We start from the raw sequence: 13,582 nt of genomic DNA on the forward strand, positions 1-13,582 counted from the left end.
CAGAAGAAATTGACCGCCATCAAGTTTTGTTTTTTTCCGCAAAAAAAGACACCGCTAAACTAGCCGTGCCTTACTCACAGATATTTTGATATTACGCTACTGGGACTTCTCCAATTGCCGCTAACCGGCGAGTTACTTCTTCTGCCGACCAGCCTTGCTCCTGGATATAGCGATTGTTCGCTGCATGGCGACAGTCCGGCGAGCAGCTCCCTAAGTATCTTTCTTGATTTGCTTCTGAAGCTAAGATTTGACGATTGCAAGCTGGGTTGCCACAGTTCACATAGCGCTCACAGGGCGTACCATCAAACCAATCTTTGCCGATGATCGACTTGTTCACTTGATTGATTTCCACGGCAATCCGCTCGTCAAAAACATACATAGCCCCTTCCCAAAACTCGCCTTTAGTTTCTGGCGCTTTGCCATAGGTGGCAATGCCCCCGTGTAGTTGCGCTACATCTTCAAAGCCTTCTTTTAATAACCAACCGGAAAACTTCTCACAACGAATCCCCCCGGTACAATAGGTCACAATCTTTTTCCCCACTAGCAAGTCTTTGTGTTCTGCCACCCAGCCTGGCAGTTCACGGAAATTGCGAATATCCGGCCGGACTGCTCCACGAAAATGACCTAAATCATACTCATAGTCATTGCGAGCATCCAAAACCACGGTTTCCTCATCGAACAGTCGCTCCCGAAATTCCGCGGGAGACAAGTACTTGCCGGTCAGTTCCCGAGGATCGATATCTTCGTCTAAGTTCAACGCCACCAGTTCTTTTCGAGGGCGGACAAAAAGTTTTTTAAAGGCATGGGCTTCTGCCTCGTCGATTTTAAACTGAGTGTCTTGAAAGCGACTGTCCGCCTTCATCTGCGCCATATAGGCATCCGTCTCCGCCTTCGTACCGGAAAGAGTGCCATTGATGCCTTCTTCAGCGACTAAAATCCGGCCTTTTAGATTCAAAGAACGGCAAAAAGCCAAGTGTTCCTTAGCAAAAGCCGTCGGATCTGCAATCGGGGTATAGTTATAAAAAAGTAGTACGCGATAATCCATTTTTCTCATCCTTTACGCTAATCTATACCCTTCAGTATAGGTGGCAAGCTTTTTTCAATCGAGTTTTCTGCTTGTTGAAAAGTGTACAAAGACTGGCCTTTCAAGGACAAAAAAAGGACAAGGAGAATGATTTTCCCCTTGTCCTTTTGCTACATTCGTTTACTTATTTCTGATAGATATGCGGTCCTTTACGCATATTCCGACGATCATTTTTTGGCGTATCTTTTTGTTGCGACTTACCGCCACCTTGTTTCTTTTCGATCAAAGCCTGCATTTTTTCTTTTGCGTTCATCTTTCCACCGCCTTCATCTTCAAAATCATCCTTGCTATTCATAGCACACTCTTCCCCGTGGTGCAAGTTTTGGTTGAAGAAGTCGGCATCACCAATGTGAATCTCTCTAAGTTAAAAACCGGAAAAGCCGTAGCCATCCGCTTCTCTACTTTAGAAACCATTTGTAAAGCACAGGACTGCCAACCGGGAGATATTTTGGAATATCAGGCAGAAGACACAGACTCCGTATTCTAAAATTTCTTTATAAAACCTCTAGCAACTGCTGATCTTTTAATTCGTAAATCTTGGTAGCTACTTGCTCTACAAAGGCGCGGTCATGAGATGTAAAGAGCACAGTTCCCGGATAAGCACGAATCAACTCTTCCAAAGCTTCTATAGTAGACAAGTCGATGAAATTCGTCGGTTCATCTAAAACCAAGATATTGGCCGGACGGACGAAAACTTGGGCCAATTGCAGGCGGGTAGCTTCCCCGCCACTTAGTACATCAAGGGGTTTATTGATTTCTATCTGGCTAAAGCCTAGATTATGCAAAATACTCCGCACCAATTTTTCTGGATAATCTGTTTCCTTCATTAAATATGTTAATAGTGCTTCTTTGCCCTTTAGTCGATAGGCCAACTGCTGATAAACAGAAAAGACGACTTTCGGAGAACGAGTCAAACGCTCGTCACCAGCAATCAATGCCTGCAAAAAGGAAGTTTTACCCACTCCATTATCACCTACCAAAGCGATTTTCTCTCCAAGACCAAATTGAAAATCACAGCGTTCTAAAAGAAGTTTGTTTCCTTTTTGAAGTGTAAAATTCGTTCCTGACAGAGGATATTTATTGTGTAAGGTCAACATCTGACTCGATGGGAAGTGGATTTTTCGTTGGCGAGACTGTGCATCTGGCGCTTCTAATTGATCTAAACGACTGGCTAAGGCTTTAGCCGTTTTTTGTAAACTTTTCTGAACAGTATCTTTCTGCTTGGATGAAGAAAGTCGGTCTGGACGAATATTTTTTTTGCGTTTTTTTGCGGAAAGCTGGTTGGCTTTAATGGCTTGGACCTTCTTTTTCTCAATCGCCGTTTCCAAACGCTGTTTTTCCTTCTGGTATTGTTCCCCAGCTTTCGCTAAAGCAAGAGTATGACTTTCCTTTTGTTCTCGGTACGCATCGTAATTTCCCGAGTAGACAGTGACACCGCCTTCTGCTACTTCCCAGATTTTCGTGGCCAATTGATTTAACAAACGTCGATCATGACTGACAAAGACTAATGTACCGTAATAATAGCGTAGTTCTTCTACCAAGAGTTCCACACCTGCCTCGTCTAAATGGGTGGTGGGCTCATCTAGTAATAAACCTAACTCATAGGTAGATAAAATCTCAGCCAAGCGAAACTTACTCTGTTCCCCACCACTAAGCCCTTCCAAATGATTAGGCAAGGCCAAGCGACTGCTTAATTCCCCATCTAAGTCCGCCAAATTCTTTGGCAATGGCGCTTGTTGAGGATAGTAACGAAAATCAATTTTTCGTTGAACTTCACCTGCATCTGGCGCTAGATTGCCCTTCAATAGACGCAATAAGGTAGATTTTCCGGTACCATTGTCCCCAATAATACCGATATGGTCATTTTGATAAATAGCTAACTCTGGGATATTTAGTACTTCTTTGGCCCCAAAGCTTTGTTGAATATTCTTTAATTTGATTGCAAGTTCCATAGTAGGATTCCTTTCTGCTAGGAAAAAAACGCACAAAAAAAGGCATAGCCTATCAGCTATCCCCACTTGTGACTGGAAAAGGACATACTCCGCCCTTGAAAATTAAGCTTACCTAGACTTTTGAATGTGTATGCACTTAACGATTCAAAAGACTCATGCGTAATTTCATAGATGCGGTCATGACATTTCCTCCTACATTGGTTTCAACCAGTATATCATGGAAGAGTTTTTCGTCGCAAGCTTAGACATTACCGCTCCCGTGCTTTTCTCATTCTAAAACCCGCAAGAACATGCTATGCTTAGATTATTACATCTAGGAGGTTCTTCATGCGCATCGGATTACGCACAGTTAAAACTGCTTTGAGCGCGGCCTTGGCCTTACTTGTGGCGAGCCAGTTGCAACTGCTTTACCCTACCGCCGCAGCGATTATCGCCTTACTCAGTCTGACCAACACCAAGCACTCTTCTTTGATTACCGGGATTTCTCGCCTCTTCTCCCTGGCCTTAGCGACAGCTATCGCCTATCTCTGCTTTACATTTATCGGGTTCAATGCTGTCGCTTTCGGAGTTTACCTCTTACTCTTTATTCCTAGTGCCGTCTATTTCAAACTCTCGGAGGGCATCTCGGTAAGCTCGGTTTTGGTGACTCACTACTTGATTGAGCAAGACCTTTCTTGGCAGCTGATTACTAATGAATTCGCCTTGATGATTCTCGGCGTCGGCTTTGCCCTACTCTTTAATTTATACATGCCCAATCGCGAAGAAAACGTCCGGGAAAATCAGCTGATTATCGAGTCTCTTTTTAAAAACATTCTCGAGAAAATGGCGGACTCCTTAGCCGAACCGGAAAGTGAAACCCACCTATTAAAGGACTGCTTGCAAATTCACGACTTTATCCAAAAAAGCAGCCATGAAGCGCAACTGCTAATGGAGAATCATTGGCTTGCCCGGGACAGTTATTACTTGGATTACTTCCAAATGCGGCGTTTACAGTCTAACTTTTTAAAAGATATGCTTCAGCTCTTGGAAAAAACTACCATCGAACCTTTGCAATCCAAGCAGATTCGCGATATTTTGCTGTATACGGCGGATCATTTTGTCGAGGAAAACGATGGCCAAACAAACTTGAACAAAATCGCCGAAGTTTACGAATCCTATCGCACCATGCCATTACCCCAAACTCGAGAAGAATTCGAAAATCGGGCGCGCCTCTTTCATTTTTTGCAATTATTCGAAGCCTTTATGGAAATCAAGGCTGACTTTTACACCCAGCATCAGGAAGAACGAATCTAATCTTTCCCAACGAAAAAACCGAGCTACTTCTCTGAAATTTGGGGAAGTAGCTCGGTTTTTCTTTGTTCTCATTTTGTTACGCCACTTTTTTATAAAGTCGATTGGCCGCGATAAAAGCAATCCCTAACAAAATCACCAGCCAGAGGACAGCACTCCAAGCGCCATTGCCCAAAGGTTGTTCCGTAAAAGCATTGCGCAAGGTATCCGTAATTGGCGTAATCGGTTGATGTTCCGCAAACCAGCGTAAGCCTGCAGGCATGGTCTCCGTGGGTACGAAAGCCGAGCTTAAAAATGGCAAGAACATCAATGGATACGCCAAGGCGCTTGCTCCGGTCATGGTTTTTGCCATCAGCCCCGGCACGATCATCAACCAAGTAAAAGTCAAATTAAACAAGGTCAACAGTCCCAATACCACCAGCCAATCGGCCAAGCTTGCCCCGGTCCGAAAACCCATGAGAAAGGCGATTCCTAAGACAATTACCAAGGAAATCGTGTTGGCAATCAAGGTGGTAATCACATGGCCCCACAAGAAAGAAGCACTGTGGATGGGCATGGATTTCACGCGAGAAAACATCCCTTTTTGCTTGTCTTCAAATAGCCGATACCCAGTATAAGAAACCCCAGAAGCGACAGTCATTAACAAAATTCCTGGCAATAAGTAATTGATATAAGTACCAGAGCCGATGCTTGCTTTAATGGCCCCGCCAAAAACATAGACAAAGAGCAATAAGAAACAAATCGGCATCAACGCCGTGGTAATAATCGTATCCGCCGAGCGGGTAATGTGCTTTAAGGTACGATTTGTGAAAACTATAGTATCTTTAATCATGATGTTTCTCCCCTTTTCCTGAAACAATGGCCAAGAAAATTTCTTCCAAACTTGGTTGCTTTTCTACATATTCCACTTTTGGCGCCGGGAACAAAGCTTTCAGCTCGTCAAACGTTCCATTCACTACGATTGTGCCTTCGTGTAAAATCGCAATCCGATCTGCTAAAATCTCCGCCTCTTTCAAGTATTACGTCGTTAAGAAAATCGTCGTTCCCTGAGCTACCAACTGGCGAATCAAAGTGTAGACCTCATTGCGGGCTTCCGGATCCAAGCCAGTAGTTGGTTCATCCAAAAAGATGACTTTCGGCGCGCCAATCAAACTCATGGCGATATCAATCCGCCGGCGCATCCCACCAGAGTAAGTTCCCACAGGCTTGTCTGCGGCAGCCACCAAAGAAACAGCCCCCAGCATTTTGTCTGCCACTTGCTTTGGCTCTGGTTCCCGCCGCAAGCGAGCAATCAATTCCAGGTTTTCTCGTCCCGTTAAAATATCGTCCACAGCAGCGAATTGTCCCGTTAAACTAATCGATTGTCGGACTTTTTCGCCCTCGCTTGCGACATCAAAGCCGGCCACTGTGCATTTACCTCCGTCTGCTGGTAGTAAACTCGTCAAGATATTGATGATAGTAGTCTTACCAGCCCCATTGGAACCAAGCAAGGCAAACACCGATCCTGGTGCCACTTGCAAGTTCACACCCTGGACGAAGGCTTACGTAGCGGTCCAAATCCCGATGAATTTAATTTTTAATCCTAGCCAGAAATCACTGTCTGAAACGTGGAATTGCATCTTTTCCAATAAGATATTTCCCGAGGTCAATCGCCACTCCCTTTCGCGCTTTTTGTGCTACACTCAAGTTCAAATCATGGTTTTCTAGCTATAGTGAACCTTACAGCAGCCAGAAAACCAGGCTAGATAAGGAGTGGTGATATGATTTTGCGCATTGGCTTTTTCCGAGGCTTAAATGTTGGGGGTAAAAACAAACTGGCAATGACCGCGCTCAAAAGCATCTTTCAAGACATGAACTTTCAAACGCTAAAGACCATTGGCAACACCGGCGTCATCCTCTTTGATGCCGAAGAAAGTAAGCACACTGACGCTGAGATTGCCACCATCGTTTCCGATAAGACTGGTGTTCCCGCCTCGTTTCTTTCCATTTCGTATGCTGACCTAGACTTTTTGTTGCAAAATGTCCCAAGCTGGTGGAATAAAAACAAAGACTGGCGCCACAATGCCATTTTTCTCCTGGAAAACCGCTCCGGAAAACAACTACTTGCCGATATTCCTCCAACAGACGAGAACATCGAAAAAATCCAGTTAGTAAACAATACCATCCTCTGGTCCTCTGCTTTTGCCGAACACAAGCTCTATTACAAAAGCCAGTATCGCAAACTCCTGAAACACGAGGCTTCCCCCTTTATGACCATTCGCAACGCCAATACCCTCAGCAAAACATATGAGGAAGCCACAAAAATGCTTACAGATGATAAAAATAGCTAGCCAGAGTTTTGGCGATAACCACTAAAAATCAAAGACGTGAAAGCAATTCACTAAATAAGTGCATTGCTTTCACGTCTGTTTTCTTTGATTTACTCTTTCGGAAATCATTCTTTCAACTGCAAGCCCAAAATCACTTCCGGCAAAACTCGCGTCCCAATCTGTAATACGTTTTCTTCAACTAACTGCGCCCCCAATTTTGATAAAATAGTGTTAGTATCAAATCTTAGACATCTTTTCGTAGAGACAGAAATAAATTAAACTTATCTACGAGAGGATGGATTTTATGACCCGATATGAAGAAAATTTTAAACAGATGATTGTTGAACTAAATCAAACTGGACGTTCTGTTCGAGGGTTGGCGAAAGAATATGGCTTAGCTGAAGCGACGATTTATAAGTGGAAGAATTTATACTTACCTGATCCGTCCACAGGACTAACCGGAAAAGAAGCGGCTGATTTGAGAAAAGAAAATGCTCGTTTGAAAGAGGAACTTGAAATATTAAAAAAAGCCGCAGCCATATTCTCTCGAAAGACCTGAAGTCACTTGTCCGATTCATTGAAAAATGGTGTAAGGATTGATGTTAGGATGATTTCATGGACACGATTTGGTAGAATCTAACTACTAAGAAAAGGACGTGTCCACGATGGCAAAAGCCAAGAAAAAATTTGATGAAGACTTTAAGAAGATGATCTTAGATTTAAACCAGTCTGGCCAATCGGTCGAGGAACTGGCAGCGCAATATGGTATCGCTACACAAACGATTTATCGTTGGAAGAAGCTTTATACAAAGAATGAAGCAACCGGCATGACTAAGGCAGAAATCCTAGCAATGAAAAAGGAAATGGCCCGCATGCAGGAGGAAAACACTATCCTAAAAAAGGCTTTAACCATATTCGCTCAAAAGTAAAAATGAGTGATGTCTTCGAATTTATTCAATCAAATGTTCATGATCATGACGTAAAACAAATGTGTACCGTTTTGGAAGCACCGAAATCCAGCTACTATGACTGGAAGAAAAAGAAGCCTTCCAAGCGCCAATCAGAAAACAAACGCTTAAACCGCTTGATTTCAGGAATCTACTTTGAAAACAAGGGTATCTATGGTGCGCCCAAAATTCATAAGATTCTTGTTGGCCGTGGCGAGACCTTGTCCCTAAAGAAAGTACAAATACTGATGAGAAAATTAGGCTTGCGTTCAATCACCCTCAAGAAGTACAAGCCTGGCAAACAAGCAAAAGTTAAAAGTGAAGGACGTAAAAACCTGTTAAACCAAGATTTTACCACTACGTCGATCAATCAAAAATGGGTGACAGACATTACCTATATTCATACCCTAAAAGATGGCTGGACCTATCTTTCCACCATCCAAGATCTTCACACAAAGAAAATCATCGGTTGGAAGTTTGGCAAGCAGATGACGAAAGAACTGGTTATCGAAACCCTTGACCATGCGCTCTTAAACCACACGCCCTCCGAGAACTTGATCATCCACTCAGACTTGGGTTCTCAGTACACTAGCGAAGCCTATGAGGCAAAGTTGAAAGAATTGAACATTCGGCACTCCTTTAGTCGTAAAGGCTGTCCGTATGACAATGCCGGTATCGAATCGTTTCACGCCTCACTCAAAAAAGAAGAAGTCTATCCATCAAAAGCGTATGAAAACTTTGAAGCTGCTCATTTAGCGTTATTTCAATACATTGAAGGATTTTACAATCGCAAGCGAATCCATAGTAGTATTAATTATTTAACACCAAATCAGATGGAAGAGTTGGCATTGCAAGCTTAGTTCCTAGCTACCACCTACATTTTTTTTGCGAGATTTCCACAGGGCTTCAACTTCATCGCTTCGATCAGCGGTCAAACGGTTTTGGTTTGACGGCTGGTCGAAACGATGAGATACTAACCCGCTGGAATCTCGAAAAAATTCTCACAAATCGTGTCCGAGGTATTGACTCAAATCCAGATTACACTGTTTCTTTGTTGTGTCGGTTATTAGAAATTCCTAGGAGCGTCTACTATTTTTATAAAAATAAATCGTTAACAGCTACAGAAGTCAGAAATAACCAATTGAAAAAGAAGATTTCAACGATCTTTTTTGATCATAAACAGAGATATGGTGCAACAAAAATCCATCAAGTGTTGCTAAAAGAAGGAATTTCAGTATCTCTTAAGCATGTTCAAAAATTGATGAAACAATTAAATCTAAGGTCAATTGTGGTTAAGAAATACAGACCTCAACGGTCTGTTCAGCCGGTTGTTTTAAAAGAGAACATCTTAAATCAGGACTTTTCTACTAAAACTATCTGTGAAAAATGGGTAGCTGATATCACCTACATTCCAACTAAGAAAAATGGTTGGTGTTACTTATCTTCAATTATGGATTTACACACGAAAAAGATTATTAGCTATACATTTTCTAAGCGAATGACTGTCGATTGTGTGTTACAAACACTCAATCAAGCGAAACAACGGTACCACATTCCAGAAGGAATGATTCTACACACCGATTTAGGTAGTCAATATACAGCAATCGAAGTGGAAAGTTGGCTTGAAAACAATAAAATAAGACATTCCTATAGTCGCAAAGGAACACCCTATGATAATGCAGGAATTGAGTCCTTCCATGCATCATTGAAAAAAGAAGAAGTATACACGACGACTTACTCAGACTTCGAAGAAGCGAATCGAGCACTATTTAGTTACATTGAAGGATTTTATAACCGGAATCGAATTCACAGCTCGATTCACTATCTAACCCCTCAGGAGTTTGAAGAGTTAGCAAAAGAAAAAATGGCGTAACCGTCTCTACTAAAATGTGTCCAAGATATTGACTCAAATCCAATTCCTGAAGGTGTAACTTTTTTAGGCTATAATGCTTTTACCAATAAGAATTTAGTTCAAACATTTTATCTACCAAACACCTTGTCTAGATATGATGCAACTACAACAAACCATAACATGGAGAATACTTTTGTAATTGGTCAATATACAGAAATCTCAACTAAATATGGAGAAGGTCTTTATATCGAACAATTCGGAAATAATTTTAAAATTATTCGTCAGTAAGCGAAATGCTTAATCTAAATTTAACTATGTTCATTCAGTAAAATATTAATCCTTAACAAATTTTGTTAAGGATTTTTTTATCACACACTTTTTTTATAGTTAAATATATTTACACACAACGTTCAAATTTCCATCCCCTACTTTTAGATGATAAAATAGTAGATGGATAGTTTTGAAAAGGGATAGTTATGAGATGGATACTTTTGGAAGTCAGGGATACTTTACTAAATTATGAACCCCTTCATAATCCCTACATTTATTAATTTTCATACCCTACCTAAACCCTCCATCAACCCTAAAAAAGAGGTTTTTCCAAAAAAATAGATGACAACAAAATGAGAACTTTTGTGAGAACTTTTTGAAAACTATGCCAATTTTGATGTGAATTCGGAAAAATCGCAATGGAAACCTCCATGAATTTTTCAAAGTGGCTACCTAAGCAAGAAATAGAAAAATTTTGTATTCAAATACAACCACTTAATGATGGATAGAAATGAGAATGGATAATTATGAGTTTAGAGTTACTTATGGATAGTTATGAGAATGGATAATTTTAAAAAATAAAATTGATAACACAATAGGAGGGAGTGAATATGAACACACTTTTTGTAAACAATCGGGCTATTGATTCTGAGGAATTGGTAGACATCATTACCCAATCAAACGGAATATATGAGAACACCTTGATTAAGCTCTTGCAATGCAATCGCATCAGCTTAGAGGCACGATTAAAGACCTTAAAAAAGAATAAAATCATTTCTAAAGGAAAATTAAATAAACATTTTTATTATGTTGATAAATATGACTTGAAACATATGAAGGATTTAGACTTGCAGTCAATGGTCGTTCAATATTTGGTTTCAATTGGCTTGTATACCAATAAAATTCAAGTAATTGATTCCCTAGATAAAAATAAACAGCTCTATCTTTCAGTATTTGCTTCAGGTAAATATAACTATAAAAATGATAAATCTATAAAAAAACTTGCAAATAACCGGTTCAATCAATTATCTTCTGAAGAAGATAGAAAGTATTTTAGTCAATTTATCATCAACGAATTGACTAAATTCCCAATTAGAGTAGCTTCTTTTTCAGATATGCTAGAAAAACGCTACTATACAACTTCTATAGATACTGTAGATATATTAGCTATTCCTAATAAAGAGTATATCCCTGCCATACAATCCAACTTAGCAGATGTCTCATTTAGAAACTTGGAAAATAATACCACACTTATTCGGGATGATATTTTGATTTATCTGAATGATTCTAATACCCTTGGTTATTTTGTGAAAGAAAATAATCAATATACATTACGAGCAATTTATTCTGTAGTTGACTTCTTCTATTATTTAACCTTGCACAAAAACTCTAAGGATACCATTTATCTTTCTAATGACAAAGCAGATTATGATAATGCAGATGTCTTGTATTTTCAGAGTTATTTGAATAAGGAAAAGTATAATACTATTCAATTAAAACGAGTCAAGCAAAAAGCACAATCTTAAATGATTGTGCTTTTACTTACTTAAACGGGTCAAAATCTTCAAGTTTAGCTTTTATATCTTCTTCTTCAATTCCTGCGTATCGCAAAGTTACTGCTTGGCTACTATGATTTAAAATCTTCATCAGGGTAACAATATCACCCTTATTCTGTTTTAGAAAGAAATAAGAGAATGTTTTTCTAAGTGTATGTGTGCCAATATAATCTAACCCTAGATTATCTGCAACTTTCTGTAGGATTTTATAATACTGATGACTGGCTAACTGTCTACTACTATCTGTTGGACTTGGAAATAGCCACTCAGATTCCGCACTATGTTCTGTATTTAAATAATCAATAATGTTTGATGTTAATGATTTCAGATGAAGAGTTCTTTTTTTACCAGTCTTTATTTCAACAATTTCTGTCTGTATCTTATTTTTCACATCAGATACTTTTAAGTTCAATATATCTGAAATCCGTAATCCTGTTTTTATACCAATTGCCATAACCAGATAATCTCTTTTTCCATGTTTTCCCTTTTTTAGTTCTTTACCAAATTGATTCAATAATTCTTTGTCTTTAATTGGTTTGACATTAATCATTTTTTGTCCCATGTATTACCTCCCTAACATGTATTATTTATGGATACTTTTCTATTGAATTAGACTATAAGTATCCATCTCCCTATAAATCAAAAATAAAACATTGATACAATAGGATTCATGATGGATACTAATGTAAAAAGTATCCATTTCAAGGACCTTTATAGCATCATTAATAAAGGAGGGCAAATTTGTAGAGCATTCTAGATATCCTTCCTGAAACGAGGTATAATCGCTGCACACTTCTGAAGAATTGGAGCGATTATATTGGCTAGAGTAGACAAATATATCAAGAAAAATGGAGAAACTGCTTATAAATTCAGAATTTTCCTTGGCTTAGATTATAATGGAAAACAAAAGTATATTAAAAAGTCTGGATTTTCAACAAAAAAACAAGCATTAGAAAAATTAGCAGAAATCGAAGGGAAAATAGAATCTGAACAAAAATACATTCAAATCTCATTTCAAGATATGTATAACGAATGGATAATCGATTACAAAGATTCCGTCCGATTGGTTACATACAACAGAACAATTGATTTGTTTAGATTAAAAATATTGCCCGTTTTTGGTAAAAAATATGTTGATGAGATAACTACAGAATTTTGTCAGCAAATACTAAATAAGTGGGCGAAAGAATATCATAAATACAAAGCTTTAAAGGGATACACCCAGCAAATTCTTGATTTAGCCCTAAAAAAAGATTTAATTCAAAAAAATCCTATGCGATTATGCACAATGCCAAAGATAAATAAATCTCGAATGAATATTGCTAATACTGTCGAATTGACAAGTAGTAATACCGAAAATTACTATGATAAGAATGAATTGAATAATTTTTTAGATGTATTGGAGCAGAACTATGATTATATGTGGTTTACAGCTTTTCGATTATTGGCTTTTACGGGAATGAGGAAAGGCGAACTGATGGCTTTAAGATGGTCTGATATACGAGCTGACAGTATTATCGTAAATAAATCAATGACGATGATTAAACGCATTGCTTACGTATCAGACACTAAAAATGAAAATAGCAATAGAGTAATAAGCATCGACCCTTCCACTTATAATATTTTAATGACTTGGAAAGAAAAACAACAGTCACGCTATATTAATGTTAGGGACAATCATTTAGTATTTACAAGAGATATCCCACTGAAGAATGAAAAAGACCAACCTTTTGACCCAGATTACCTTAATAGATGTATGAAAACTGTTGTTAAAGAAAATAAAGAAATAAGAGAAATTACAATTCATGGGTTTCGGCATACTCATTGTTCATTGTTATTCGAGGCAGGAGCAACATTGAAAGAAGTCCAAGACAGATTAGGACATGCTAATAGTGATATAACCTTAAAAATCTACACTCATGTTACAACTCATGCAAAACGAGAAACAGCAAATAAACTTGCTTTATATTTAGATAACTAAGAAGCTAGTTCATACGAATTAGTTTCTTTTTTAGTTCAACAAAAATAAATTCTCCGTTCACCTATTAAAGACTTACTATACATGCTAAATCAACGTAAGACACATAAAATACCATGTTTTACGTCCCAAAACCAAAATCCATTATTGTATAACAAATTTATGCAGACACATTACCTAACACTACTATAAAAATAGTAAATATTAGAATTAAATAAAATTTAAAAATAACATATTTTTCCAAGTATGGAAAACAGTTTACATAGAAAAGGGTCTGTAAAATAGACCCAATTTTCAAGGAATTTAGCTAAAAAAAGACACCATCCAAACGGATGATGCCTTGA

The 13,582-nt window shown here is 38.7% G+C and carries 15 protein-coding genes; 8 read left to right on the forward strand and 7 right to left on the reverse strand.

Annotated features, from left to right (window positions below):
• Positions 1–91: 91 nt before the first annotated feature.
• Both trhO and I579_RS12870 read right to left on the reverse strand, forming a co-directional pair.
• On the reverse strand, positions 92–1,045 hold the full coding sequence (trhO, locus tag I579_RS03205) for an oxygen-dependent tRNA uridine(34) hydroxylase TrhO (protein ID WP_010754939.1): 954 nt from the start codon (positions 1,043–1,045) through the stop codon (positions 92–94).
• Positions 1,046–1,208: 163 nt separating this feature from the next.
• Entirely contained in the window at positions 1,209–1,379 is a 171-nt protein-coding gene (locus tag I579_RS12870; RefSeq protein ID WP_161999446.1) for a hypothetical protein, read from the reverse strand.
• A gap of 15 nt (positions 1,380–1,394) precedes the next feature.
• Here I579_RS12870 and I579_RS03215 point away from each other — a divergent pair, with 15 nt between their 5' ends.
• Positions 1,395–1,571 (forward strand): helix-turn-helix domain-containing protein, encoded by a 177-nt coding sequence (locus I579_RS03215; RefSeq protein WP_306452668.1) that lies wholly within the window; start codon positions 1,395–1,397, stop codon positions 1,569–1,571.
• Between the two features lie 7 nt (positions 1,572–1,578).
• Here the strand turns inward: I579_RS03215 and abc-f are convergent, their stop codons facing one another.
• Entirely contained in the window at positions 1,579–3,036 is a 1,458-nt protein-coding gene (abc-f, locus tag I579_RS03220) for a ribosomal protection-like ABC-F family protein (RefSeq protein WP_010754941.1), read from the reverse strand.
• A 327-nt stretch (positions 3,037–3,363) separates the two neighbouring features.
• On the opposite strand from abc-f, the gene I579_RS03225 reads away from it, so the two are divergent.
• Positions 3,364–4,329, forward strand: coding sequence for an aromatic acid exporter family protein (locus I579_RS03225; protein ID WP_010754942.1), 966 nt, complete (start codon positions 3,364–3,366; stop codon positions 4,327–4,329).
• 76 nt (positions 4,330–4,405) lie between these two features.
• On the opposite strand, the gene I579_RS03230 is transcribed toward I579_RS03225, so the two are convergent.
• From I579_RS03230 to I579_RS03235, 3 genes are read right to left on the reverse strand one after another with little or no spacing between them, the layout of a single operon-like run.
• Positions 4,406–5,158 carry an ABC transporter permease gene (locus I579_RS03230; RefSeq protein WP_010754943.1) on the reverse strand — a complete coding sequence of 251 codons (753 nt, stop codon included), beginning with the start codon at positions 5,156–5,158 and terminating at the stop codon, positions 4,406–4,408.
• Positions 5,151–5,342 carry a hypothetical protein gene (locus tag I579_RS13065; protein WP_272866944.1) on the reverse strand — a complete coding sequence of 64 codons (192 nt, stop codon included), beginning with the start codon at positions 5,340–5,342 and terminating at the stop codon, positions 5,151–5,153. The genes I579_RS03230 and I579_RS13065 overlap by 8 nt, the downstream gene beginning before the upstream one ends.
• Before the next feature lie 3 nt (positions 5,343–5,345).
• On the reverse strand, positions 5,346–5,846 hold the full coding sequence (locus I579_RS03235; protein ID WP_272866945.1) for an ABC transporter ATP-binding protein: 501 nt from the start codon (positions 5,844–5,846) through the stop codon (positions 5,346–5,348).
• Between the two features lie 240 nt (positions 5,847–6,086).
• Here I579_RS03235 and I579_RS03240 point away from each other — a divergent pair, with 240 nt between their 5' ends.
• The 5 genes from I579_RS03240 to I579_RS03265 all read left to right on the forward strand — a co-directional run bounded on the left by I579_RS03240 (position 6,087) and on the right by I579_RS03265 (position 11,230).
• The gene (locus I579_RS03240; RefSeq protein WP_010754945.1) at positions 6,087–6,656 is read left to right on the forward strand and encodes a DUF1697 domain-containing protein; all 570 of its coding nucleotides are present in this window, start codon (positions 6,087–6,089) and stop codon (positions 6,654–6,656) included.
• Positions 6,657–6,939: 283 nt separating this feature from the next.
• Positions 6,940–7,194, forward strand: coding sequence for a transposase (locus I579_RS03245; RefSeq protein ID WP_010754555.1), 255 nt, complete (start codon positions 6,940–6,942; stop codon positions 7,192–7,194).
• A 106-nt stretch (positions 7,195–7,300) separates the two neighbouring features.
• Positions 7,301–8,442 (forward strand): IS3 family transposase gene (locus tag I579_RS03255; RefSeq protein ID WP_129316744.1). Its coding sequence is split into 2 segments (ribosomal slippage): positions 7,301–7,529 and positions 7,529–8,442, totalling 1,143 coding nucleotides; the frame shifts between segments, so codons are not numbered across the junction.
• 194 nt (positions 8,443–8,636) lie between these two features.
• Positions 8,637–9,455 carry an IS3 family transposase gene (locus I579_RS03260; RefSeq protein ID WP_233419256.1) on the forward strand — a complete coding sequence of 273 codons (819 nt, stop codon included), beginning with the start codon at positions 8,637–8,639 and terminating at the stop codon, positions 9,453–9,455.
• Positions 9,456–10,315: 860 nt separating this feature from the next.
• Entirely contained in the window at positions 10,316–11,230 is a 915-nt protein-coding gene (locus I579_RS03265; protein ID WP_016249771.1) for a hypothetical protein, read from the forward strand.
• A gap of 16 nt (positions 11,231–11,246) precedes the next feature.
• Here I579_RS03265 and I579_RS03270 read toward each other — a convergent pair whose 3' ends face one another.
• A complete protein-coding gene (locus tag I579_RS03270) occupies positions 11,247–11,822 on the reverse strand; it encodes a tyrosine-type recombinase/integrase (RefSeq protein ID WP_010754948.1) in 576 nt (191 codons plus the stop codon).
• A 255-nt stretch (positions 11,823–12,077) separates the two neighbouring features.
• On the opposite strand from I579_RS03270, the gene I579_RS03275 reads away from it, so the two are divergent.
• On the forward strand, positions 12,078–13,241 hold the full coding sequence (locus tag I579_RS03275) for a site-specific integrase (RefSeq protein ID WP_010754949.1): 1,164 nt from the start codon (positions 12,078–12,080) through the stop codon (positions 13,239–13,241).
• The last annotated feature ends 341 nt before the right edge of the window (positions 13,242–13,582 follow it).

Origin of the sequence: Enterococcus asini ATCC 700915, assembly GCF_000407365.1 — a bacterium.
GTDB classification, from domain to species: Bacteria; Bacillota; Bacilli; order Lactobacillales; family Enterococcaceae; genus Enterococcus_C; species Enterococcus_C asini.